18 protein-coding genes and 1 pseudogene are annotated in these 25,476 nt (G+C 63.1%); 8 read left to right on the forward strand and 11 right to left on the reverse strand.

The features are described 5' to 3' along the window. Position 1: 1 nt before the first annotated feature. Positions 2 to 373: a hypothetical protein gene (locus tag AC5LXK_RS36220; protein ID WP_493394440.1), complete on the reverse strand. Its 372-nt coding sequence runs from the start codon at positions 371 to 373 to the stop codon at positions 2 to 4. Positions 374 to 428: 55 nt separating this feature from the next. On the opposite strand from AC5LXK_RS36220, the gene AC5LXK_RS36225 reads away from it, so the two are divergent. From AC5LXK_RS36225 to AC5LXK_RS36235, 3 genes are all read left to right on the forward strand, one after another. Then, a complete protein-coding gene (locus AC5LXK_RS36225; RefSeq protein WP_493394441.1) occupies positions 429 to 1,070 on the forward strand; it encodes a response regulator in 642 nt (213 codons plus the stop codon). Between the two features lie 60 nt (positions 1,071 to 1,130). After that, the gene (locus tag AC5LXK_RS36230) at positions 1,131 to 2,927 is read left to right on the forward strand and encodes an ATP-binding protein (protein WP_493394442.1); all 1,797 of its coding nucleotides are present in this window, start codon (positions 1,131 to 1,133) and stop codon (positions 2,925 to 2,927) included. Positions 2,928 to 3,600: 673 nt separating this feature from the next. Beyond that, positions 3,601 to 4,968, forward strand: coding sequence for a flavin monoamine oxidase family protein (locus AC5LXK_RS36235; RefSeq protein WP_493394443.1), 1,368 nt, complete (start codon positions 3,601 to 3,603; stop codon positions 4,966 to 4,968). 233 nt (positions 4,969 to 5,201) lie between these two features. Here the strand turns inward: AC5LXK_RS36235 and AC5LXK_RS36240 are convergent, their stop codons facing one another. Beyond that, the gene (locus AC5LXK_RS36240) at positions 5,202 to 5,516 is read right to left on the reverse strand and encodes an H-NS histone family protein (protein WP_493394444.1); all 315 of its coding nucleotides are present in this window, start codon (positions 5,514 to 5,516) and stop codon (positions 5,202 to 5,204) included. Between the two features lie 655 nt (positions 5,517 to 6,171). On the opposite strand from AC5LXK_RS36240, the gene AC5LXK_RS36245 reads away from it, so the two are divergent. Beyond that, entirely contained in the window at positions 6,172 to 6,879 is a 708-nt protein-coding gene (locus AC5LXK_RS36245; protein ID WP_493394445.1) for a TetR/AcrR family transcriptional regulator, read from the forward strand. A 66-nt stretch (positions 6,880 to 6,945) separates the two neighbouring features. On the opposite strand, the gene AC5LXK_RS36250 is transcribed toward AC5LXK_RS36245, so the two are convergent. The 4 genes from AC5LXK_RS36250 to AC5LXK_RS36265 all read right to left on the reverse strand — a co-directional run bounded on the left by AC5LXK_RS36250 (position 6,946) and on the right by AC5LXK_RS36265 (position 16,448). Beyond that, positions 6,946 to 7,344: a hypothetical protein gene (locus AC5LXK_RS36250; RefSeq protein WP_493394446.1), complete on the reverse strand. Its 399-nt coding sequence runs from the start codon at positions 7,342 to 7,344 to the stop codon at positions 6,946 to 6,948. A gap of 122 nt (positions 7,345 to 7,466) precedes the next feature. After that, entirely contained in the window at positions 7,467 to 8,051 is a 585-nt protein-coding gene (locus tag AC5LXK_RS36255; protein ID WP_493394447.1) for a hypothetical protein, read from the reverse strand. A 126-nt stretch (positions 8,052 to 8,177) separates the two neighbouring features. Then, entirely contained in the window at positions 8,178 to 8,858 is a 681-nt protein-coding gene (locus tag AC5LXK_RS36260) for an OmpA family protein (RefSeq protein ID WP_493394448.1), read from the reverse strand. Positions 8,859 to 8,960: 102 nt separating this feature from the next. After that, a complete protein-coding gene (locus AC5LXK_RS36265; protein ID WP_493395105.1) occupies positions 8,961 to 16,448 on the reverse strand; it encodes a YadA-like family protein in 7,488 nt (2,495 codons plus the stop codon). Between AC5LXK_RS36265 and AC5LXK_RS36270 the strand changes: the two genes are divergently transcribed. Next, entirely contained in the window at positions 16,423 to 16,698 is a 276-nt protein-coding gene (locus AC5LXK_RS36270; protein WP_493394449.1) for a hypothetical protein, read from the forward strand. The genes AC5LXK_RS36265 and AC5LXK_RS36270 overlap by 26 nt on opposite strands. On the opposite strand, the pseudogene AC5LXK_RS36275 reads toward AC5LXK_RS36270, so the two are convergent. Then, positions 16,638 to 17,966, reverse strand: a pseudogene (locus AC5LXK_RS36275) (ESPR-type extended signal peptide-containing protein); the annotation flags it as partial. The gene AC5LXK_RS36270 and the pseudogene AC5LXK_RS36275 overlap by 61 nt on opposite strands. A gap of 915 nt (positions 17,967 to 18,881) precedes the next feature. Further along, the gene (locus AC5LXK_RS36280) at positions 18,882 to 19,298 is read right to left on the reverse strand and encodes an FAD-dependent oxidoreductase (RefSeq protein ID WP_493395106.1); all 417 of its coding nucleotides are present in this window, start codon (positions 19,296 to 19,298) and stop codon (positions 18,882 to 18,884) included. Positions 19,299 to 19,755: 457 nt separating this feature from the next. On the opposite strand from AC5LXK_RS36280, the gene AC5LXK_RS36285 reads away from it, so the two are divergent. Further along, the gene (locus AC5LXK_RS36285; protein WP_493394450.1) at positions 19,756 to 20,514 is read left to right on the forward strand and encodes a TetR/AcrR family transcriptional regulator; all 759 of its coding nucleotides are present in this window, start codon (positions 19,756 to 19,758) and stop codon (positions 20,512 to 20,514) included. A gap of 353 nt (positions 20,515 to 20,867) precedes the next feature. On the opposite strand, the gene AC5LXK_RS36290 is transcribed toward AC5LXK_RS36285, so the two are convergent. After that, a complete protein-coding gene (locus AC5LXK_RS36290; RefSeq protein ID WP_493394451.1) occupies positions 20,868 to 21,800 on the reverse strand; it encodes a LysR family transcriptional regulator in 933 nt (310 codons plus the stop codon). A gap of 137 nt (positions 21,801 to 21,937) precedes the next feature. On the opposite strand from AC5LXK_RS36290, the gene AC5LXK_RS36295 reads away from it, so the two are divergent. Together AC5LXK_RS36295 and AC5LXK_RS36300 are read left to right on the forward strand one after the other, a co-directional pair. Continuing rightward, positions 21,938 to 23,143 carry an MFS transporter gene (locus tag AC5LXK_RS36295; RefSeq protein WP_493394452.1) on the forward strand — a complete coding sequence of 402 codons (1,206 nt, stop codon included), beginning with the start codon at positions 21,938 to 21,940 and terminating at the stop codon, positions 23,141 to 23,143. 13 nt (positions 23,144 to 23,156) lie between these two features. Continuing rightward, complete coding sequence (locus tag AC5LXK_RS36300) at positions 23,157 to 23,456, forward strand: ArsR/SmtB family transcription factor (protein WP_493394453.1); 300 nt, start codon at positions 23,157 to 23,159, stop codon at positions 23,454 to 23,456. Between the two features lie 55 nt (positions 23,457 to 23,511). Here the strand turns inward: AC5LXK_RS36300 and AC5LXK_RS36305 are convergent, their stop codons facing one another. Then, the gene (locus AC5LXK_RS36305; RefSeq protein ID WP_493394454.1) at positions 23,512 to 24,489 is read right to left on the reverse strand and encodes an ATP-binding protein; all 978 of its coding nucleotides are present in this window, start codon (positions 24,487 to 24,489) and stop codon (positions 23,512 to 23,514) included. Then, on the reverse strand, positions 24,486 to 25,394 hold the full coding sequence (locus AC5LXK_RS36310; RefSeq protein WP_493394455.1) for a DMT family transporter: 909 nt from the start codon (positions 25,392 to 25,394) through the stop codon (positions 24,486 to 24,488). Before AC5LXK_RS36310 ends, AC5LXK_RS36305 begins: the two co-directional genes overlap by 4 nt. Between the last annotated feature and the right edge of the window lie 82 nt (positions 25,395 to 25,476).

Genomic DNA, 25,476 nt, shown 5'->3' on the forward strand with positions numbered 1-25,476 from the left:
TTCACCTCGATTGATGCGCGACAAGGATCAATGAGTCACCGTCAAAATGCGTGCCGATAAAATATTTATTACGAATCGTTATTACGTTATTTAAGTCCGGAATATCGGAGCCGGACAGTTCAGAACGACTCGCATCGCTTGCGTGTATCGAGCCGCGATCCAGTTCCGGCGTGCCTTCGGGTGTCGCGGGCAACATCACGGCGATGCCCGCAGCGGCCCGCATGGCGCACCCGAATTCGCCTTCATTGCAAACCGTCGTGATTGAGTCTCGGTGATATTCCGTTGAATGTAAACGCGACGTTAGGCGCAAGACAAACGCACGATAAATCAAGGGAAAGTGAGACTTTAGTATTAAGACTTTCGTCTTGTACAATCCGGTTCGCTCATCCCGAACCCGCCCCGGCCGCCCCACACAACTCATCGTTCCAATGAAAATTCTGATCGTCGACGATCACGCGATCCTGCGGGACGGCGTGGAAATGCTGCTCCGTCAGGAAGACGGCAGCACGGTCGTCGTGCAGGCGGGCAATGCGGACGACGCGATGCAGATGCTCGACCAGCACACCGACCTCGACGCGATCGTGCTCGACCTGAAACTCCAGGGCATGGACGGGCTCGAGGCCCTTGCCGTGTTCACGCAGAAGCGCCCGGGGCTGCCCGTCATCGTGCTGTCGTCGTCCGAGGATCTGGGTGCCGTGCGCCATGCATTCGCGCAGGGCGCAATGGGCTACGTCCCGAAGTCCGCCGGCCCGCGCACGCTGCTGTCCGCCATCCGGATCGCGCTCAACGGCGAACGTTACGTGCCGCCGCTCCTGCTCGACGAGCACGTCGCGCCGTCGCCCGACGGCGCCACGCCCCCGCCGCCCGCGCTGCGCGACACGACGCTGACGCAACGCCAGATCGAAGTGCTGCGCCATCTCGCGGAAGGCGTGCCGAACAAGGTCATCGCCGACAAGCTCGGCCTGTCCGAGAAGACCGTCAAGGCGCATATCACCGCGATCTTCAAGGCACTGAACGTGATCAACCGGACCCAGGCGGCCGCCGCCGGCAGGAAGGCCGGGCTCATCTGAGCGCCCGGCGCGGCGTGCCGGTCGAACGGCCCGGCGATGCGGGAGGGTGCATCGCGCGAATTGCCAACCCGGCGCGAATCGCCTAGATTTTTCTCATCGTCACCGCCAGCGGGATCGCAGATGGCCTCCACGCCTCACCCCACGGACGGCCGTGCAGCACCCGACGCACCGGCCGGCCATGACGCCCCGTTCGATCTCGCCGCGGACGTGCTCGAACGGTGGCAACGCCTCGTCGACCTGATGGCCGAGATCGTCGGCGTCCCGTCCGGGCTGATCATGCGTCATGTCGGCAACGACATCCAGGTGGTGGTGGCCAGCCGGAACGAAGCCAATCCGTTCTATCAGGGCGAATCGGCCGAACTGGCCGGCTCGGGGCTCTATTGCGAAGCCGTGATCGCGAGCGACCGCTCGCTGGTCGTGCCCGACGCGCGGCAATCACCGCAATGGCGCAACAACCCGGACCTGCGCGTCAACATGGTCTCGTATCTCGGGCTGCCGATCCACTGGCCCGACCGCACCACGTTCGGCACGATCTGCCTGCTCGACTGCAAGGAGAATGCGTACTCGGAACGGTACCTCCGGCTCGTCGAGGAATTCCGCGACCAGATCGAAATGCAGCTGCAGTTGATCGACGCGCAGCGGATCGCCGAACGCGAGCGTCAGCGCGCCGCGCAGCTCGCCGAAAACTTCCGTCGCCAAAAGGATCTCGCGACCGAGGCCTCGCATGTGAAGTCGGGCTTTCTCGCGGCCGCGAGCCACGACCTCCGCCAGCCCGTCCACGCGCTCAGCCTGTTCGTCGGTGCGTTGCGGCACGTGCAGATGCCCGCCGACGGCGTGCTGCTCGTCGAACGCATCAACGAATCCGTCAATGCGATGGACAAGCTGTTCACCGCGATCCTGGACATCTCGCGGCTCGACGCGGGCGTCGTGCCCGTGCATCGCCGGCCGTTCGCGATCGGCACGGTGCTGGAGCGCGTGTGCAGCGACGTCGCCGTCGATGCGCATGCAAAGGGATTGCAGCTGTCGTACGTGCGCAGCGCCGCGGTCATCGATTCCGATCCGGTGCTGCTCGAGCGCATCATGCGCAACCTGCTGTCGAACGCGGTGCGCTATACCGACGCCGGGCGCATCGTCGTCGGCTGCCGGCGCACGCGGACGCACGTGCGCGTGCAGGTCATCGACACCGGGCGCGGCATTCCGGCCGATCAGCAGAGCCGCGTGTTCGACGACTACTACCAGTTGACCCATCACGGCCGCGGGCACGAACAGGGCATGGGCCTCGGCCTGGCGATCGTGCGGCGCCTGGCCGAACTGCTCGATTACCCGCTGGTGCTGCGCTCCGAGCCCGGACGGGGCTCGTGCTTCGAACTGCAGGTGGCGCGAATGCCCGCGACCGCGCAGCCGCCTGCGGCCGTTGTGGACGAGATCGCCGTCGACACGGCCGCCGCGGCCGCCCACCTCGTGGTCGTGATCGACGACGAATCGGCCATTCGCACCGGGATGTCGATCCTGCTCGCGCAATGGGGCTACCGGGTCGTCGCGACCGCGTCGGCGAGCGAGGCCATCGCACGCCTGGCGTCGGACGACGTGCGCCCGACCCTGCTGATCTGCGATCTGCACCTGCACAGTGACGAGAACGGCATCGGCGCGATCACGCGGCTGCGCGACGAGTACAACGCGGCGATTCCGGCGATGCTGATCACCGGCGACACGATGGCGCGCCGACCCGGCCGGTCGAAGCACGGCGGCTTCATGCTGCTGCACAAGCCGGTGCCGAGCGACAAGCTGCGCTCGGCGATGGCGCGCCTCCTGCGCGCGCCGACGGGCGCACAGGCGCGACGCGCCGGGCCGCGCTAGCCGTGAATCGTCAACAGGTTGTATCGATGGTTCATCCGGACTGAGTCCGGGAGACCGGGAGGTCGCCAAATATGCAACCTCCCAGGAGCCCGGCTTCCGCGTCGAGAAGCGGCTTCTTGACGCTTCACCGGCCATGCGGTCCACGATGGAGATCGGCTTCGCGCCGCAGGCGTTGGTACAAGTCAGCGTGACTAGCCGCGCTGATTTTGCTTACCCGCTCAGTCGCCACACCCGACACGGCGACGCTCCCGGTCGCTACGACCCGTGTCGAAGTCGTTCCCCGCTCTTCGCGTGAAGAGAAAACCGCAACTCATTAATTTCTATAGGTAATTATTTTTTCCTGGAGAAAAATCCGTGCCTGGCTTGAAGAAGCCAACGGAAAGGAGGCACGAAAATCAAAGCCACCCTACCCATCGCGGCGATATTCCGGGGGCTTGCAATAAATGGTCACCCGACCTATAAATGTGCATTCTGCAATCCGTACCTTCGCTCGCGAGCATCGCGCCGCATGGCACCCTCGCGCCCCGGTGCAAGAACGGCGTCACGCCACGCGCACGCTCTGTTTCACTGCCGTGTCAACAGCGAGATGAAGGCTTTTTCAAGTCGCCTACGTCTGACGCCACGGACGCGTCATGACCGAGCGCGGCAAAAACACGACCAGGAGAGGAATACCATGGCAACGATCGATCATCCGGCCAGGCACAAATCAGATGTCCTCATTGTCGGCGCCGGTCTATCGGGGATGCAGGCCGCGCTCGAACTCCGACGTGCCGGGAAGCAGGTCGTGATTCTCGAGGCACGCGATCGAGTCGGTGGCCGATCGATGCCGGGAGAAATCGGCGGTCAAACGATCGACTTCGGCGGTCAATGGGTCGGTGCGTCACAAAGGCTGCTGCGCGAGCTGGCCACGGAACTCGGCGTGCCGATGTATCGCCAATATACGAAGGGCAATAACCTCATCAATATCAACGGGAAAGTTCACGCGTATTCCGGCACGCCGAAGCTCCCGTTTTTATCGATTCTGGAACTGGGCCTGACCATGCATCGGTGGAAGCGCGACATGCAGACGCTCCCCGCCGGGGCGCCGTGGCTGGCGGAGAACGCACTCCAGTGGGATGCCATGACGATCGAAGTATGGATCGAGCGGCACATGTACACTGCCGCTGCCCGCGACTTTGCCCGTCTTGTCGTCGGCGCGACCGCCTGCACCGAGACCCTGCACATATCCTATCTGTTCTTCCTGGAATGCCTGAGACAGGGAGGCGGCCTGGAAACGATGATGGGCGTCGAAGGCGGGGCGCAACAGGACAAGTTCCTTGGCGGCGCGTGGCTGATCCCGAAAAGAATGGCAGAGCAGCTGGACGGATGCATCGTGCTTGACGCACCGGTGAGCACGATCGAACAGAATGCGGACGGCGTTCGCGCGATATGCCCGCAAGGCACGTACGAGGCGAAGTATGCCATCGTCACGGCCCCTCCCGCGCTTGCATCCCGCATTCGCTTCACGCCTCCGTTGCCCGTCAAACGCGCAGGACTGCTGCGCAGAATGCAGATGGGTGCCGTCATCAAGATGCACGTGGCCTACCCCACGCCATTCTGGCGCGGCCGCAAACTCAACGGCTCGGTTGCCAGCGTCGGCCGTCATCTGGGTTTCGTGTTCGACCAGTCTCCTGAAGACGAAAGTGTCGGCGTGCTGGTGGGCTTTATCGAAGGAAACCACGCGCTCGAACTGAGCGGGCTCAGCAAGGAAGCGCGCCGCGAACATGTGATTGCCGACCTCGTGCATTACTTCGGCGACGCAGCGGCAGCCCCGCTCGACTATGCCGACTACGACTGGACGACGGATGAATGGGCGCTCGGCGGGTACGCATCCCACATGCCGCCCGGTGTTCTGACCTCGTACGGGGACAGTATTCGCGAACCGTTCGGCCGCATTCATTGGGCCGGAACCGAAACCGCGACGGAATGCATCGGCTATTTCGAAGGTGCGCTGGAGTCCGGGATCCGGACCGCCCGCGAGGTGATCCGCGTGTTGCGCTGATCCGTTGCCGGTCGACTTTCGCTTCCGGAGACCGATCGGCGCGTGCCCTCCACCGGGTCCGGGCACGCGCTCGCATCCGCGAATGGCTTCCCGCCAGGACTGGAAGCCTTCTCCGCTGATGCGATCGCTGCCGCATCGTGCAAAGACGAAGCGCCGTTCATGCCAGGCAAATGAATTTCGGCGCTTCGCTCCACCCAAAACACCGCAAGCAATACGGGCCACCTCGGCACAAGCTAGATCGCCTCTTCGTCGTCGCGCTCGATCAGGAATTCGCGGCGGTCCTTGCCACGAATCCACTCTGGTTCGCGGCCTCGCCCAGCCCACGTTCGCCCCGTCACGGGATCGAAGTACTTGGGCTTGACTGCGGCCCTCGGCCGCTCGCCGACGACTTTCCAATAACCGATCAGGTCGCTCAATGACACACCGCTGCGTTCGAGCACCTCGACCAGTTCGCGCAGATAGCGCTCCCTTTCCCGCCCCCGTATAAGCTGGATCTCGTGCTTCAGTTTGTCGAACTGGCGCAATAAGTCGGCATATGTATTCATCATGACCGGCTCCTCATCCCGACATCTTTCGTCACACCCACGCACGGTGCAATCGTTGCACACCATGTACCAAACCGTTTCATCCGCATACTCTTGCACACCGGACCGGATCTGACATCGACGGCCCTCAAAAGCAAAACCCTTCGGCTTGACGCACTCGCCCGGACATCACGTCGGCGCCAACATCCTTGCTGACGATCGGCAGGCCGGCAGACTCCGATTCGACTCCGCTCGCCTCCCGCGAACCCGCATGGCAACGAAGCACGCCCTTTCGCATCTTTCATTTACTTTACCAATCACTCAAATACTATGTCATGCGACCCATAAACATTTATACATAGCCTAATTTGGCATAGCAAGCCTCGTTAGCCACTTTTGTTTAGGATTCCATTCAGCAGACATAATTTCAGAGGTGAATCACCGGAATTTCTCATGATTTGCAATCCATACGTTATCAATCATCCAGCGTAATCGCTCCCACACGGCGCCAGCAGATAACGTCTGAATCCGGCATAGCGACCTCATCATCTCGTCGAATAATTTTTCGTAACGGAAACGACATGTAAGTCTTGCAATTTATCGGTCACTCGACCAATATCTCGACGTTCGCAACCGCATCTCTGCCGTTGCCTTTGTGGTTATTTCGGGAGATATGTGAATGTCGTCGAAATCGAAGGATTACGACGCACAAAACAAGATGCAGGCAGGCGATCATGTCCGCGAACGTACGAATGCATTTCGATCGATGCTGCCTATCGACACGCATCGTTCACTGACCGAACGTGGGCGTCAGACGACGGAGCGCATCTTGACGAGCGCAATCGAGATCCTCATCGCGGAGGGATACGGCGAGCTGAGCATGATAAAGATTGCGGCAAAGACCGGATTGGCGCTATCGAATCTGCAGCGCTATTTCCCTTCCCGTGAAGACATCTTTGTGGCAATCATCCACGCCACGCTAGTCGACTATGCGGATTCCTTCGACGAGCTACGGGCCGATACGACCGCCACATCCGAAGCACGTCTGGAGAAATTCGTTCGACTGCTGATTGAAAGCAACATGCAGTCGAAGACCCAGAGTCTTTTCGTCAACCTGTTCGCGTTGGCTCAATCTCAAGAGTTCGCGCGCCGTGCAGTCGAAGACATCTACAAATTTCAGATTCGGATGATTGGCGAGCTCGTCGCCGACATCAATCCGTCGCTGTCGCCGGACGCACTCGAACGCCGATCGGCGTTGATTTCTGCCCAAATCGAAGGACTCATGGTGTTCGTTCCCCAACGTAACCGATTTCCGCCCGACCTCAAAGGGCTGGAGGAAGACACGGTAAAGGCCATTCTGACACTTGCCACGATCCCTGATCTTTGAAGACCCGACGGGGGGAAATGGCGAAAGCAGACAATACGGATTCCATAGTTCCGTGTCGAAGGAATGTCACGGCCCGATGTTCAATCCCGTCAAGAATCGTGACCGCCGAGGAACAGCGACCCGGCAGCGACGAACCCGCCCCGCATCCGGATGCAGGATCGGGTACAGGTCACCCATGAACACCGCGAACGTCAGCAGGATCGGCAGGCAGTCGATCGCGAAGGTCAACGCCATCACCGCCCGGCACCTCGAGTGGCGCAAACTCCAACGCATAGCCGGGGTGATCGGGCATCGGTGCACGAACCGGCGAATCGCCGCGACGAGAATCGTGCGGCCTTTGCGCAGCGACGCGAGCGTCATTGCAATCACCGTCCATACCGTGGCAGACACGCTTTTATCAAACTTGCTCTTCGGAATCCGCAGGCTGCCTGATAATCCGGTCGAGTGATGCACGCAAATGGTCATCTGCAATCAGGACGGCGATGCCGTGTTGCGTCTCGACAGAAACGCCAAACGTCAGCCGCGGCCAGGATGGGCAAGCATCCACCGCCTGTTGCGTTTCAAGCTACTCCGCTTGACCGTAGCGTTCACTTGGCCGCAGGCCAATTGAATTCAACTTGCCTGCGCACTACCAGGCATGAAGGCGGCGCATCGACCAGTGTGATGGTTTCGCGCGGCCGCGACGGATTCGTATAGACGGTCACCGCACGAACGAGCGTCGTCGCGCGATAACCGGCAAGTTCCGTACGAGCCACGTCGTTACAGGTCGTCGGCGCACTCGAAATCCGCTCGACGAGAATCGCACACCCGCCCGTCGCCGCCGGCGCAGTCGTCAGCGACAACAGCGCGGCGTCCCGGCTAAAGTCCATGCCCGACAGTGAAAAGAACGGCGAGCCGTCCGGATTGGTTCTATCCCAATCGAGCATGACGTCGGCACGCGATGCGCCGGTGAACATCCGCCGGGACACCGCGTCGACTGCCGAATGGCAGCGACGAATGCCAGCCGCGGTTGCAGCCCCTGCCAGCACGGTCGGCTCCTGCATCTGCGCAATGGCAGCCGGCGGGGCCATCTGCGCACCTGCCAGATTCGACACGCCTATCAGCAGTACACCGAAAATTTTTTGCCGATAGCGGCCAGCATTCCGCACTTTCATTTCAGTCCTTTCCGTCATCGGCCCACCTCACCGCCTCGTCTTGCGCGATGCCGTTGATCACGCCGTCGCGCCCACCGGCTCATCTCACGGTACAACGAATCGACTTACATGCGTTTTGGTTCGGGCCGAATTGAATCGCTATGGCTACGGGTTCGCGTCAAGCAGGATTTCCACTCTGCGATTCTGAGCTCGCCCGCCCTCCGTTGCGTTCGACATGACCGGATCCGATTTTCCATACCCCCTGACGACGAATTGCCGGGCGTGCAACCCGTGATCGCCGAGGTAAGCCGCGATAGCAGCCGCCCTGCGTTCCGACAAGCGCTGGTTGTACGCGTCGGCACCGACGTCGTCCGTATAGCCGTTCACCGTCACGCGGTCGATCCGGGCACCCTGGACTTCGTCGATCAGCGTGTCGAGACGGGCACGCCCGTCGCTCGTCAGCGCGGCCTGATCGAATTCGAAGGTCGTATCCTCACGCAGGCTGATTTTCCTCGTCGCCGGCGACGGGGCGACAGGCGCCGCCGCTATCGGCGCCGTGCCGCATTGGAATGTCAGCTCACGCGTATTCGGCAGACGAGCGCCATCCGAGCCCAGTGCGGCCACTCCCTGCACCAAGCGGACGGGCTGCTTGTCGCAGATCTCCTCGGCCTTGCGCCGGCAGACCTGCGCGCCTTCGAGCAAACCGTAGCAGTCCACCCGATAGGCTTTATCCCCGTTGGGCAGATCGACCGACCATGCCGAGTAGGTCGGCCCGGACATCGACGAACATCCTGCCAGGAGCGCCAAAGCGATCGGCGCGAGGTTCGTTCCAAACGATTTGATCATGAAAATTGCCTCTTCAATTCTTGAATTCGCGGGTTCCCGTGACGAGACTCGAGCAACTCGGCGCATCATGACCATCGATCCTGATGCGCCGCCACCCGATGATCACCATTGGTAGCCGATACCGGCGCCGTACGTGTAGCCGGTCGTGCCGCCGCTTACGCCACCGCGCAGTTTCAGGTTGTTGGTCAGGCGCGCGGTGAAGCCGAATGCAAATGCGCTGTACCCCTGATACACGCCTGTTCCGACACCGACCATGAGCGTCTTGTTCTGGTCCACGTCCGGAATCATCGTGAGCGCGGTTGCCCCGGCGATCCCTCCATAGGCCTTGCGCGCCACGTCGTTCACCGAGCTGCCCAACGCATTCAGCTGCGACATGTTCACCGCGTCGGTCGAGTTGATACCCGGTGCGACGTTGGTGATGCGACGCTCGCTGCCGGGAGCGCCCACCGACACGGTGTTCGGCTGATCCGCAATCGAGTTCGCGCCGAGTGCCACGGCGTTGGCGGCCGACGCCGTGGCACCGGTGCCCAGCGCCACACCATTGGCCCCCGACACCAGCGACTGCGCACCGATGACCGTCGCGCCTTCCGCTGCCGCGTTGGCGCCGTTGCCGATCGCGACGCCATTCGTGCCGCCAGCCGTTGCATTCGGGCCAAGCGCCATCGCATTCAGCCCCGTCGCACCATCATTCGCGTAGTTCGCGCTCAACGTGCCGCCATCATTGACGCTGTAGTAGTGGGTCCGGGCGTTTGCGAGCGTCGTCGTGAGCGCTTGTATGCCTTGCGTGGTCGATGCGGTCGAAGTCGACAGCGACGCCAGGTTGCTGTCGGTTGACGACAGCGCGGTGGACAACGAGTTGATACCGGTCGAAGTCACGGTCGACAGCGACGTCAGGTTGCTGTTGGTCGAATTGAGCCCCGTCGACAACGAGCTGATGCTGGTCGACGTCGACGTGGACAACGAGTTGATACCGGTCGACAGCGACGAGATGTTCGATGCAGTCGACGTCGACAAACTGTTGACGGCCTGGTTCGTCGCGTAGAGCTGGCTGCCATTGACCGCGTCCGTGCTGGTGGCCGAAATCCGGCCGGCCGCGACGTTCGTGATCTGGCGTTCCGCGCCCGGTGCGCCGACGCTCACGACGCTCGTCGGATTCGCTCCGGCAAACGAGTAAGTCACGCCACCGATCGTCACAGCCGGGGTCGGATTGGGTGCCGCTGTAATCGAGCCAGTGCCCAGCGCGACATCGTTGATGTTGCTCGCAACCGCGTTCGAGCCGAAAGCCAGCGAACCCGCAGCTGCCGCCGTCGATCCATTGCCCAATGCAACCGCCCCATCTCCGCTGGCCGTGTTCGCGTTACCGAGCGCCACTGCGCCATTGCCTGTCGCCGTGTCGTTCGCACCCATCGCCACCGCGCCGGTGCCCGTCGCGATGCTCGGGTCGCCGATCGCCACTGCGCCATCACCGGACGCCGTGTTGCCGGAGCCGATCGACACCGCCATGCCGCCCGTTGCCGATGCGTTCTGGCCAATCGCGACTGCACCTGCCGATTGGGCGTTCGAGCCGTCGCCGACTGCCACGCTGCTGGCGCCCGCCGCCGACGCATTGGTGCCGGCAGCCAGCGAGTTGACACCCGTCGCACCGTCGTTGGCGTAGTTGCCCTGCTGCGTGCCGTTGTCGTTGACGCTGTAGTAGTGCGTCTTGGCCGCGTTGATCGCGGTGGAGGTCGACGTGGACAGCGACGTCACCGAGCTGTTCGTCGAGCTCAGGCCGGTGGACAGCGAACCGATGCCGGTCGACGTCGAGGTCGACAGCGACAGGATCGTGCTGTCCGTGCTGCTCAGGCCGGTCGACAGCGAGCTGATGCCGGTCGAGGTCGACGTCGACAGCGACGTCACCGAGCTATTGGTCGAGCTGAGGCCGGTGGACAACGAGTTGATACCGGTCGAGGTCGACGTGGACAGCGAGGTGATCGAGCTGTTGGCCGACGACAGACCCGTCGACGTGGAAGTCGACAATGACGTCACCGAGCTGTTGGTCGAGCTGAGGCCAGTCGACAGCGAATTGATGCCGGTTGAAGTCGACGTCGACAACGAAGTGATCGAGCTGTTCGCCGATGACAGACCCGTCGACGTGGAAGTCGACAGCGACGTCACCGAGCTGTCAGTCGAGCTCAGGCCAGTCGACAGCGAGTTGATGCCGGTCGAGGTCGACGTCGACAGCGACGTGATCGAGCTATTCGCCGACGACAGACCCGTCGACGTCAAGGTCGACAGCGACGTGACCGAGCTGTCAGTCGAGCTCAGGCCAGTCGACAGCGAGTTGATGCCGGTCGAGGTCGAGGTCGACAGCGATGTGATCGAGCTATTCGCCGATGACAGACCGGTCGACGTGGAGGTCGACAGCGACGTCACCGAGCTGTCAGTCGAGCTCAGGCCAGTCGACAGCGAGTTGATGCCAGTCGAGGTCGACGTCGACAGCGATGTGATCGAGCTATTCGCCGATGACAGACCGGTCGACGTGGAGGTCGACAGCGATGCTACCGAGCTATCGGTCGAGCTCAGGCCAGTCGACAGCGAGTTGATGCCGGTCGAGGTCGAGGTGGACAGGGACGTGATCGAGCTGTTGGCCGACGAGAGGCCGGTCGACGTGGAGGTCGACAATGACGTGACCGAGCTGTCAGTCGAGCTCAGGCCAGTCGACAGCGAGTTGATGCCAGTCGAGGTCGACGTGGACAGCGACGTGATCGAGCTGTTAGCTGACGAGAGGCCCGTCGATGTCGAAGTCGACAGCGACGTGACCGAGCTGTTGGCCGAGCTCAGGCCAGTCGACAACGAGTTGATGCCGGTTGAAGTCGAGGTGGACAGCGACGTGATCGAGCTGTTAGCTGACGAGAGGCCCGTCGATGTCGAAGTCGACAGCGACGTGACCGAGCTGTTGGCCGAGCTCAGGCCAGTCGACAACGAGTTGATGCCGGTTGAAGTCGAGGTGGACAGCGACGTGATCGAGCTGTTAGCCGACGAGAGGCCCGTCGATGTGGAAGTCGACAATGACGTGACCGAGCTGTCAGTCGAGCTCAGGCCAGTCGACAGCGAGTTGATGCCGGTCGAAGTCGAGGTGGACAGCGACGTGATCGAGCTGTTAGCCGACGAGAGGCCCGTCGACGTGGAAGTCGACAATGACGTCACCGAGCTGTCAGTCGAGCTGAGGCCAGTCGACAACGAGTTGATACCGGTCGAGGTCGACGTGGACAACGAGGTGATCGAGCTGTTCGCCGACGACAGGCCGGTCGACGTGGAAGTCGACAATGACGTCACCGAGCTGTCAGTCGAGCTGAGGCCAGTCGACAACGAGTTGATACCAGTCGAAGTCGAAGTCGACAGCGACGTGATCGAGCTGTTCGCCGACGACAGCCCCGTCGACGCGGAGGTCGACAGCGACGTCACGGTGCTGTCAGTCGAGCTCAGGCCCGTCGACAGCGAGTTGATACCAGTCGAGGTCGACGTCGACAGTGATGTAATCGAGCTATTCGCCGAGGACAGACCGGTCGACGTGGAGGTCGACAGCGACGTGACCGAACTGTTGGTGGAGCTCAGGCCGGTCGACAGCGAGTTGATACCAGTCGAGGTCGACGTCGACAGCGATGTAATCGAGCTATTCGCCGAGGACAGACCGGTCGACGTGGAGGTCGACAGCGACGTGACCGAACTGTTGGTGGAGCTCAGGCCGGTCGACAGCGAGTTGATACCAGTCGAGGTCGACGTCGACAGCGATGTAATCGAGCTATTCGCCGAGGACAGGCCCGTCGACGTGGAGGTCGACAGTGACGTCACCGAGCTGTTGGTCGAGCTCAAGCCCGTCGACAGCGAGTTAATGCCAGTCGAGGTCGACGTGGACAGCGACGTGATCGAGCTGTTGGCCGACGACAGGCCCGTCGACGTGGAGGTCGACAGCGACGTCACGGTGCTGTCAGTCGAGCTCAGGCCGGTGGACAACGAGTTGATGCCGGTCGAAGTCGAGGTGGACAGCGACGTGATCGAACTGTTGGCCGACGACAGGCCCGTCGACGTGGAGGTCGACAGCGACGTCACGGTGCTGTCAGTCGAGCTGAGGCCGGTGGACAACGAGTTGATGCCGGTCGAAGTCGAGGTGGACAGCGACGTGATCGAGCTGTTAGCCGACGACAGGCCCGTCGACGTGGAGGTCGACAGCGACGTCACGGTGCTGTCAGTCGAGCTCAGGCCGGTGGACAACGAGTTGATACCAGTCGAGGTCGAAGTCGACAGCGACGTGATCGAGCTATTAGCCGACGACAGGCCCGTCGACGTGGAGGTCGACAGCGACGTCACGGTGCTGTCAGTCGAGCTGAGGCCGGTGGACAACGAGTTGATGCCGGTCGAAGTCGAGGTGGACAGCGACGCGATCGAGCTGTTGGCCGACGACAGGCCGGTCGACGTGGAAGTCGACAGTGACGTGACTGAGCTGTCAGTCGAGCTCAGGCCGGTGGACAACGAGTTGATGCCGGTCGAGGTCGACGTGGACAGCGAAGTGATCGAGCTATTCGCCGAGGACAGACCGGTCGACGCGGAGGTCGACAGCGACGTGACCGAGCTATCGGTCGAGCTGAGGCCGGTGGACAACGAGTTGATGCCAGTTGAGGTCGACGTGGACAGCGACGTAATCGAGCTATTCGCCGACGACAAGCCGGTCGACGTCGAAGTCGACAGTGACGTGACTGAGCTATTGGTCGAGCTGAGGCCAGTCGACAGCGAGTTGATGCCGGTCGAAGTCGAGGTCGACAGCGATGAAATGGCGCTGGTCGCGGTCCCGACCTGCTGGGCGACCGAATAGAGCTGGCTGCCGTTGATCGCATCGGTACTGGTCGACGTCACTTGGCCGGCGGCGACGTTGGTGATTTGCCGTTCGTTGCCAAGGCTGCCGACGCTCACCGTGCCGACCGGTGCAGTGCCGGCGAATCCGCCGAACGTCACGCCGCCGACGGTTGCGCTGCTCGTGCCGACGGCCGAGGTGGTGGCCTGCGAGTTGGCACCAAGCGCGACGGAATTGTTCGTGCTGGCGGTGGAGCCGATGCCAAGCGCGACGGCGTCGTTCCCGCTGGAGACGGCGCCGCTGCCGATGGCGACGGCGTCGGTGCCGGTCGCGGTGCTGTCAGCGCCGGTCGAGTTCGCGTGGAAGTACTTGATGCCCTGGCTGTTGATGTTGTTGATCGCCGAGCCGACGCTGTTGGCAGTCGATGTCGTGCCGTTCGCGTTGTAAGTCGTGTATGCCGGTGCGGATACGGTCCCGGTCGCCGGGTCGTAAGTGGAGCCGCCGCCGAGTGCCGATGCAGTGCTCGTGCCGAGGTTGTTCGTCTTCGTCGTGACCGAGCTGAGGCCGGTCGACAACGAGTTGATGCCGGTCGAAGTCGAGGTGGACAGCGACGTCACCGAGCTGTTGGTCGAGCTCAAGCCCGTCGACAGCGAGTTAATGCCAGTCGAGGTCGACGTGGACAGCGAGGAGATCGAGCTATTCGCCGAGGACAGGCCCGTCGACGTGGAGGTCGACAGCGACGTGATCGAGCTGTTGGTCGAGCTCAAACCCGTCGACAGCGAGTTAATGCCAGTCGAGGTCGACGTGGACAGCGAGGAGATCGAGCTATTCGCCGAGGACAGGCCCGTCGACGTGGAGGTCGACAGTGACGTGACCGAGCTGTTGGTCGAGCTCAAGCCCGTCGACAGCGAGTTGATACCAGTCGAGGTCGACGTCGACAGCGATGTAATCGAGCTATTCGCCGAGGACAGGCCCGTCGAAGTCGAAGTCGACAGCGACGTCACCGAGCTATTGGTCGAGCTCAAGCCCGTCGACAGCGAGTTGATACCAGTCGAGGTCGATGTCGACAGCGAGCTGATCGAGCTATTCGCCGAGGACAGGCCCGTCGAAGTCGAGGTCGACAGCGACGTGACCGAGCTGTTGGTCGAGCTCAAGCCCGTCGACAGCGAGTTAATACCAGTCGAGGTCGACGTCGACAGCGATGTAATCGAGCTATTAGCCGACGACAGGCCCGTCGACGTGGAGGTCGACAGCGACGTCACCGAGCTGTTGGTCGAGCTCAAGCCCGTCGACAGCGAGTTAATGCCAGTCGAGGTCGACGTGGACAGCGAGGAGATCGAGCTATTCGCCGAGGACAGGCCCGTCGACGTGGAGGTCGACAGTGACGTCACCGAGCTGTTGGTCGAGCTCAAGCCCGTCGACAGCGAGTTAATGCCAGTCGAGGTCGACGTGGACAGCGATGTAATCGAGCTATTCGCCGAGGACAGGCCCGTCGACGTGGAAGTCGACAGCGACGTGACCGAGCTATTGGTCGAGCTCAGGCCGGTGGACAGCGAACCGATGGAGCTCGTAGCCGACGAGAGGCCGGTCGACGTGGAGGTCGACAGCGATGTGACTGAACTGTTGGTCGAGCTCAAACCCGTCGACAGCGAGTTGATACCGGTCGACGTCGACGTGGACAGCGAACTGATCGAGCTATTCGCCGACGACAGGCCCGTCGAAGTCGAGGTCGACAGGCTACCAATTGCACTCGCCGTCGTACTCATTCCGGTGCTGAGCTGTGCAACCGTGACAGCGTCCTGCGGGGCCGAGCCATCCGCGACATTGCTAATCCGGCGCAACGCAGTCGTGCTGCCGACCGAAACAGCCGAGTTCGGCGCAGCGGTGCCGGTCAAATAACCCGTCCCTGTCGGTGCGGCGCTCGCCACGCTACCGTTACCGATTGCGACGCTATTGTTATAAGCGGCAGTCGCATTGTTGCCAAGCGCAGTCGCACCGTTCCCGAGAGCTCTCGCCCCCGCGCCAATCGCCGCACTGTTAACGTTGTTCGCCGTACTGGATGCACCAAGCGCCACCGACCCCGAACTACCGCTTGCGGTCGATCCATTCCCCAGCGCCAGTGCATCCGAGCCCGACGCAATCGCCGTTGCCGCGAACGACCCGGAGTTGCCAAGCGCGATTGCCCCTTCGCCAGTGGCGGTTGCCGAGTTCCCGATCGCAACCGATCCGTTCACACCCGTCGCGCTCGCGCCCGAGCCGACGGCCACCGAGCTATTGATCGCGGTACTGGCGCTACCCAACGCAACCGAGCCCGTTCCGCTGGCCGAGTTACCGCTGCCGACCGCCACCGCACCGGTGCCGGTTGCCGTGTTGTTCGCACCTGTCGCCACTGCGCCCGTGCCCGACGCAACGCTCGGATCGCCGATCGCCACCGCTCCGTTGCCGCTTGCGGTGTTGTTGACACCGATCGATACCGCCTGCCCCCCGGTCGCAGTCGCCGATTTCCCGATCGCTACCGCACCCTGGCTATTCGAAATAGCGGAATTCCCGAGCGCCACCGCGTTTTGGGCAGTCGCATTCGCGTCCATCCCAATGGTCACCGCATATGAGCTTGACGCAACTGCCCACGGCCCAAGCGCGACAGAGAAATCTCCAGTCGACTGGGCCAGTCGACCCATCGCCAACGCACTGTTTCCCGACGACGTCGCGTTATAGCCGAGTGCGACGTTGTAATTGTTCGTCGTCGCCTGGGCATTCATGCCGATCGCAATCGAGCCGTCCACGGACGTCGTCGCGCCGCCGCCGATCGCAATCTGGCCGCCCGTCACACCATCGCCACCGGTGATGCTGCCGTTCTGTGCGCTCGTACCGATCGCGATATTCCAGGCGGTACTGGCGGCACCGCCATTATTTGCCGAACTCCCGATCGCGATAGTGCCCGTCCCACCGGCCAAAGCATTGGGGCCGAGCGCAAGCGAATTGAGTCCGGTCGCTCCGTTGTTGGTGTAGTTGCCCTGCTGCGTACCGTTGGTGTTGACGCTGTAATAATGAGCGCCGGCACTCGAGATCGCCTGTGCCACCTGATAAAGCTGGCTTCCGTTGACGGCATCCGTCGACGTCGCCGACACGTTCCCGTCTGCGACACCCAGAATCTGCCGATTGCCGATCGCCACGACACCGTTCGTCGGCGCCTGATTGACCGAGAATGTCTGGCCGCTGACCACGGCGCCCGCCGTGGTCCAGTTCGTCGTCGAGTCGGTCGCGCTTGCGGTCGAACCGGACCCAAGCGCCACGCTGTTCGCCAGCGACGCCGTTGCCGTCTTGCCGATCGCGATGGTGCTGGTGTTGTTCGCTGCAGCCTCACTGCCAAGCGCGATGGAATCCGATCCCGTCGCTTGCGCGCCCATCGTCGTATCGCCGCCGATCGCAATGGCATTGGCGCCACTGGCGAGCGTCGCGCTGGCCGCATTGCCGTTTCCGCCGAAACCCATTGCGACGGCCCCGTTTCCGGTCGCCTGCGATCCAATGCCCATCGCGGTACTGCCCGTGCCCGACGCCGTGTTGTACAGGCCGAGCGCGGTTGCTCCGGCGCCGGAAGCCGTGTTCGCGATACCGAGCGCCGTCGAGCCCGCCAGGCTCGCCAGATTGCTCATCCCAATCGCGGTCGAGCCCATGCCGAGCGCCTTGTTGCCGCACCCGCCAACAAATGAATTGAAACCCCATGCGAGGGTCGCCTGCGATCCCGTGGCGCTCGTGCCGCCGCCGGAAAAATTGCCATTCCCAGCGTATGCAATCGCCGTCCCGTTATCGGTTCCCGACGGGTACAGCGCACCCGGGTCAGTCGCTTGAGACGTTGTCCCCAGCAACCACGCCGTATTTGCGGCATTCAGCGTATTGCGCGTGGCGGTCAGGCTCAGACAGTCATCGTCGCCGGTCAGGGCAACACCCTGTGCCGCCGCGCCGATGTAGCTGTTGGCCACGCCACCGGTCATCGAGCCCGATGTGCCCAAATAGCTGGATCCCGCCGTGTCACCGCCACCGTCAACGATGCCGGCCATTACATTTGTCACACCGGAGAGAGAGAGAAACAATGCGGCGACGGCTGCGGCGAAGGCTGTTGGTCGTTGCGATCCGGCCGATGCCGGGCCGCCCGAAACCGTACACGACCTTGCCCCACTTCGCTTCGACCGCGCCAATTCAGACGTGACTACAAATGCGCCAACAGCCTTGCACCAAATTACCTTGAAAATCTTGTTCACACTGGCTCCTGCAGACACTCCGCCGGGAATGCATCAAAAAATAAATTAATAGTCCTTAATACTTGATCAATACGACAGCGAAAAATGAATCCATTCCTGCCGGCTGCCACGTCAACCACGCAGCAGTCGCCCTCCGAAACGACCTTTCGCGCTCGCCGATTTTCGTTCGGCTGCGGTCGTCCTTTCTGCGGTACCGTTGAACACGTTCGTTGTCGATCGGCGGTGATTCCGAAGATCGATCAGTGCCGCATCATGTGAGCAGGCAGGCGTGCGCCTCACCTTTCTCATGACCAGAAAAGCAGTGGGACGAATCCGATGCGAGATCGGAGCCCCTGGTGCTGGCGTCAAGATCAGTTCGCCAATACGACTTCTCAAGTCGATCGACCTGCCACGACGAGTGGTTGTCGCATCGGCAAAGCTACCGTCGACTACGAGTACATCGTGATGCGCATGTGCCGCCGGCGTTCATGCGCGGCGTCGAATTCGACACTCACCGGCCGCTGGCGGTCGTCGTATCCGTGCATGTCGTCGCAACGCGACTCCATCGATACGCTCGATCTCCACCCCACACAAACTAGTCACAAGACCTAGTCGGCTTTATACATAGCGAGATGGCGAAGAGCAACCCTTGTTAGCGGCTCGCGCTGAAATGAATTGTCAAAACCTCGATTTTTAACAATATCTAAGAGAAATTTATCAAAAATAACAAAATGAAAGCGGCATTTTCGCCAAGTCACGCTCCTGCGCAACCGTAAAACGATCGGATTGAATGCTCCTCAATCACCCTGAAACGTGCTTCATTCTTCACATAATTAGGTATATTGACCTGTTTTTGAATGCCGATGACAAACCGACGAAGTCGTCCTTCCCGGAGTGCCGGGTCGACCCTGGTGACAGGCAGGCGAAAAGCATCGTTGCACTGCAGCCCCGTCTCTATCGTTGCGGCGTGCAAGTACCACTGGCGATGACCTTCGCTACGGCACGCCCGCCGGATGCGATGGCGTCATTCATGTGGCCCGTCCAGCCTGTCGCACTCTCCACACCTGCCCAGTGAATCCGGCGCGAGGTTCGCGCAACGCCGGCCCTGCGCCACGAGCATTCCAGGCGTCGGAATGCCCACGCCCCCTGGCTCCAGGGGTCGGAAATCCAGCCTTTGTCGAGATAGCCGCCAGGCGACGCGGCTGACGGACCGAAAAAGCGTTGAAGCGACCGTACAACCGCCCGCCGCCGCTCGTCGCTGGTGGCCTGCGCTTTTTCTCGGTCAGCGCCTCCGACGAAGAAGCCGACGAGAAATCCGCGCCTATTCCCGCGCGGCGTAGCGTCCGGCCCGAACGATACGGCGTCGCTGATCGCTTCGCCGGGCCATCCCCGTTGTCGTCAGAAAAGCCGCTCATAGGCAACCAGCGCTTTGCTCATGGAGCCCGTCGGCATGCGGGAACGGCGCTGCGTATGCGCTGCCGGTACTCGATGCGTGCGGTGAGTACCGGCGCAATGGCGACAATGAAACGGAATGCCCGCACCTCACCGTGTGCATGTCTGATCGTCACCCTGGATTCGGACCGTTCGGCCGCGTAGAACGCGCGACTTCGACCCGAGCTCACCCTTCATATTCATTACAAATCAATCAGGTAAGCGCGTGCGTGCGCTGCGTCGACACCACGGTAGATGTGGTACTAGTACCAACTGCCTCTTTCACGGTTGGGTGAATTTTGCAAAAAACTCCGGTCACCCGACCGCGAAACGCCCCCGCCCTGCATGAACGCGGTAGTCGCGGGTAGCTTGCACGCGATTGGTTGGACGACCCATAATGGCGTTCCGCAAGCGCAAGGGCGGCGCCCCCTGCCAGCACCCCGGAAGAAATTCAATGCCGTCGAAAACGATGAGCCGTGACCTGAATGACCACGCCGGTGACAATGATCACGCCGATCGGCGGACCGATACATTGGCATCACTGCATTTCGCGGACGGCCCTCGCCCGCTGACCGAGCGTGGACGCCAGACGGTCAGCCGGATCCTGACGAATGCAATCGAGATTTTCGTTACTGACGGGTATGGCGAACTGAGCATGAGAAAGGTCGCGACGAAAACAGGATTGTCGCTATCCAATCTGCAGCACTACTTCCCTTCCCGCGAGAACCTTTTAGCAACGATCATCAACATCACGCTCACCGAGTATTCAAATACTTACAACGATCTTCGAGCCGACACCACACTGACGGCGGAAGCGCGACTCGAGAAGTTGGTGCGACTGTTGATCGAAGACAGCAAGCAATCGAAGACGCAGGGATTGTTCGTCAATCTCTTTGCACTGGCCCAGTCCCAGGAGTTTGCACGCAAAACCATCGAAGAAGCTTATACATCTCAGCGCTTGATGATTGGCGAGTTCGTGGCAGCGATCAACTCTACGCTATCGCCCGCTGCGCTTGCGCGAAGATCGGCGTTGATTACTGCGCAAATCGAGGGGCTCGTCGTATTCATTCCTCAACGAAACCGATTTCCGTCAGATCTCAAGGGGCTGGAAGACGACACTGTCAAGGCAGTCCTGGCGCTGGCAAAAATGCCATGACCATCGTGAACGAATCATTTCAGCCAGCAGGCAACGCGGTGTAGCCTCCTACACCTGCGCTGACCGCCGAGGCCAGTGCCGGGAACATCATGGCCGTAGCGAGCCCGGCAAGCTTCCGCGTGACCGGGCAATGCGATGCGCGGACCACGCGATGCGTCCGATTGTCTGCCTGACTCCTCCTCAAGATCGCCTCCTGAACTATCGGCGACCCTAGGTAGGCCCCATCAACGCAAGTTTAAGCATTTCGATCGCCTTCTTTCGACACTGCGTGCAAATGTTGCATCATTAAGTGCAAACCTTCCGCCACGCTTCCCGCGTCGAGAAACACCCTCTACTTCGCAGCTGGCGCACGTTCATTCCCGGCCAGTGCGCGCCCCCGACTCCGCCATCAGCTCCGCGAGCCGTTCGCGCAGCCGCGGCGCGACGAAATCGAGGAACGCGCGCAGCTTCAGCGGCATCGGCGCCTGTCCCTTGTGCACCAGGCTGACGGGCAGCGGCCGCGATTCGAACGCGTCGAGCACCACGTCGAGCGCGCGAGCGCGCAGGGCCGGCGCCACCTGGTACGACAGCACGCGGATCAGCCCCACGCCGAGCACGGCGGCATCGATGGCCGCCTCGGCCGTATTCACGGCGAAGCGCGACCGGACGGGCACCGCCAGCTCGCCCTTCTCGCCGTCGAATACCCACGCGCGCCGCGAAGCCAGCACCTCGAACGTGATGCACTGATGCTGCGCCAGATCGGCAGGCTCGACGGGCGCACCGTGTGCGGCGAGATAGGCAGGGCTCGCGCAGATCACGCGACGCACGCTGCCGACGCGCGTCGCCATGAAGCTGCTGTCGGGCAGCTCGCCGATCCGCAGCGCGACGTCGATCTGCTCTTCCATCAGATGCGTGACGCGGTCCGTCAGCACCAGCCGCACGTCGATCTCGGGATAGCGGGCGAGGAACGCGGCCACCACCGGCACGACATGCAGGCGCCCGAACACGATCGGCGCGGTGACGATCAGCTCGCCGCGCGGCGCCGCGTATTCGCCGGTGGCGGCACGCTCGGTTTCGGCGATGTCGTCGAGAATGCGCCGGCAACCGGCAACATAGGATTCGCCCGCCTCGGTCAACGACAGTTGCCGGGTCGTGCGGTGCAGCAGCCGCGTGTTCAGATAAGCCTCGAGATCCGAAATCTTGCGGCTGACCGTCGCCAGCGGAATGCCGAGCTGGCGCGCGGCGGCGGACATGCTGCCGGCATCGATCACCGCCACCAAGAGCGACATCGACTCGAGACGGTTCATGTTGCCTCTCGAATTCTGGAAAGATGATTCCAGATTTTGTTGGATTATCTTTTCCAGTGCAAGGCAGTACGCTCCTTTCACGTACCCGCCGGCGGCCTCCGCTGCCCGCGACGACCCGACCATGAAAGGAACCCGCCATGAACGAATTGCCCCTCGCCGCCGGCATGCCGCCCGCTGCCGTGCCGCATGCCGACGCATCGCGCGGCAAGATCGTCGCGATGGCTGCCATCGCCGGCGCGGTGGTCACCAATATCTACTGCACCCAGCCGATCCTTCCGCTGATCGCGCAGGACCTGCATGCGGCGCCGGCGACGGCCGACCTCGTGGCCGGCGCCGCGCTGCTCGGGTTCGCAACCGGGCTCGCGCTGCTGCTGCCGCTCGGCGACCGCTATGATCGGCGCACGCTGGTACTGGGCCAGATCGCGCTGGCCTTCGCGTTCGCGGTAGCGTCCATGCTCGCGCCCGATGTCTGGACGCTGGTCGGCTCGGCATTCGCGCTCGGCGTGGTCAGCTGCGTACCGCAGCAACTGGTGCCGTTCGCGGCCGTGATGTCGGCGCCGCATGAACGCGGACGCAACGTCGGCACGGTGGTCACCGGCATCATGGTCGGCATCCTGCTCGGCCGCGCGGTCAGCGGCGTGATCGCCGCGCACGCCGGCTGGCGCGCGGTGTACGGCGTCGAAGCCGCCGCGATGGTGCCGGTGGGGATCGCGGCCGCATGGCTGCTGCCGCGCGGCGTGCCGGGCACCACGCTGCCCTATGGCCGGCTGCTCGCTTCGCTCTGGACGCTGGCGCGCGCGCATCGGCCGATCCGCGAATCAATGCTCGTGCAGGCGCTGCTGTGGGCCGCCTTCAATGCGTTCTGGGTCAATCTCGCGGCGCTGCTCGCCGACGGGCCCTGGCACCTCGGCAGCGCGTGGGCCGGCGGCTTCGGCCTCATCGGTGCGGCGGGCGCGCTGGCCGCCACGATCGGCGGGCGCGCGTCGGACCGGATCGGCACGCGGCGCGTGATCGCGCTGGCCATCGCGATCGTGACGGTGTCCTACCTGATCCTGGCCGGCGCCGGCAGCTCGCTCGCGCTGCTCGTGATCGGCGTGGTGGTGCTCGACATCGGCGTGCAGGCCGGCCTGGTCGCGAACCAAACGCGCGCATTCGCCGCCGATCCGCAAGCGCAGGGCCGCATCAACAGCCTCTACATGACCGCGACCTTCATCGGCGGCGCGCTCGGTGCGGCGATCAGCGGCGCGTTGATGGCCCGCTTCGGCTGGCATGGCGTGGTCGCGTTCGGCATCGCGGCCGGGCTCGCCGCCGCGCTCGTGCACCGCTGGATGGGGCGGCGGTGATCCGCCGTGCGCGATGAGCGATCTCGACCGCATCCACAAGGCGCTTGCCCATCCGTTTCGACGCGACGTGCTGCGCTGGCTGAAGTCGCCGGACACGTTCGCCGGCGCCGCGCGGCTCCACTCATGCCACGGCGCACCGCTTTCGTCGATCGTGGCGCGCAGCGGGCTGTCGCAATCGACCGTCTCGGCGCACGTCGCACTGCTGCGCGACGCGGGGCTGATCGTCGCGACACCCGTCGGCCAGTGGATCTTTGTCGCCCGCAACGACCAGACCATCGCCGCATTCGTCGCACGGGTCGCCGGCGATCTGTGACCGGCCCCGCCAGATCAGGCCGACGGGCAGCGTCGTGCGTGACGCCGCGGCCCGCTCAACCGGTCCGTCGCATCGGCGCACCTTCATCGCCGCTGCTTTCGTCCTCGAGCCGCCCCGCGTAATCGCGCGCGAACTGCACCGCGATGCGGCCGGAGCGCGCACCGCGTTCGAGCGCCCACTGCAGCGCCGGTTCGCGCGCCGCGCGGATCTGGTCGGCATCGAAACCGGCCGCACCGAGACGGGTCTCGACGACGGCCAGGTACTCGTCCTGCGTGAAGCCGTAGAACGTGACCCAGATCCCGAAGCGCTCGGACAGCGAGATCCGCTCCTCGACCGCGTCGCCCGGGTGCAGCTCGCCGTTCTCCGCACGCGTGACGTTCGCGTTGTCGCTCGCCTGCTCGGGCATCAGGTGGCGACGATTGGACGTCGCGTACACCAGCACGTTCGACAGGTCGCTCGCGACCGAGCCGTCGAGCACCGTCTTGAGCCCCTTGTAGCCCGTCTCGCCGGCCTCGAACGACAGGTCGTCGCAGAACACGAGGTAGCGCTCGGGCCGCGTGCGCACCAGCTCGACGATCGCCGGCAGATCGTTCAGCCCTTCCTTGCTGACCTCGATCAGCCGCAAGCCGTGCGCCGCGAACGCATGCAGGCACGCCTTCACGATCGACGACTTGCCGGTGCCGCGCGCGCCGGTCAGCAACACGTGATTGGCCGCACACCCGCGCACGAACTGCCGCGTGTTCCGTTCGACGATCGCCGCCTGCCGGCCGACGTTGCGCAGCGCGTCGAACGCGACGAGCGCGGGCGTCGCGATCGGCTCGAGCGGCGCCGTTCGATGGCCTCCGCCGAACCCGCGCCAGCGAAACGCGACGGCCGCATCGAAATCGACGGCCGCCTGCCGACCAGTGCCCGCCATCGCTTCGAGCGCGGTCGCGATCCGTTCGAGCTGGCGCGACAGCGACGGGTCCGCAGCCGGCGCACGTCCGTCCGGCAGCGCGGCAATCAGGTCCTGCACGTCGAAACCAGCGCTCATTGGCGGACTCCCTGCGACGCACCTGCCTGGAACGGGAAGCGCTGCGCGATCGCCACGCCGACGAGCGCGACGCCACCGCCGATCAGGTGATACAGCCGCAGCGATTCGCCGAGCAGCACGATCGCGCCGCCTGCTGTCATCACGGGCAACAGGTTCATGAACATCGCGCAGCGGCTCGGGCCGAGCAGCCGCACGCCCTGCATCCACAGATACGGCAGCACCACCGACGCCAGCACGCCGGCGTACAGGATCAGCGGCACGCTCGCGCGGGTCGGCCATGCGGCCTGCGCGGGCAACCGCAGCAGCATCGGCACCATGAACACGAGCGCGGCCAGTGCCTGCACGTAGGTCGACTGCCATGCCGGCAATGCGCCAATGCGCCAGCGCTTGAGCAGCACGCCGTAAAGCGCGTACGCGGCCGACGCGGCCAGCATCAGCAGGTCGCCCGCGTGCACGCCGCGCGCGGCGATGGTCATCGGGTGCCCTTCGGCGATCAGGTAGACGACCCCCGCGAGCGACAGCACCCCGCCGCCGATCATGCCCGCGCCCGGCGGATCGCCGAGCAGCAGCGAGCTGAGCACCATCGTCATCAGCGGCACGAGCGCGGTGATGATCGCCATGTTGGTTGCGCTGGTCGTCTTCGCGGCCTCGTAGGACAGGCACTGGAACAGCGCCATCGCGAGAAAGCCGAGCACCGCGAGCTTCGGCAGGTGCGCGACGAGCACCGCGCGATTGCGCCACGCGGGGGCCAGCGTGAAGACGCTCATTAGCGCAACGGCGAGCAGCAGCCGGTAGAAGGTGATGGCCGACGGATCGATCGTCGATGCAGACAGCTTCGACACCACGACGTTGCCGGCCCACAGCGCGATCGCGCAGAAAGGAAACAGAAAAGGAGACTTGTTCATCGCGTTTGACGGATTAATATCCTGACAGGGGGATCTGGCGTGAATCGGAACGCCATCGTGCCCGTCCGCTCAACTGCCTGTC

The sequence above is a fragment of the Burkholderia pulmonis genome (assembly GCF_984667975.1).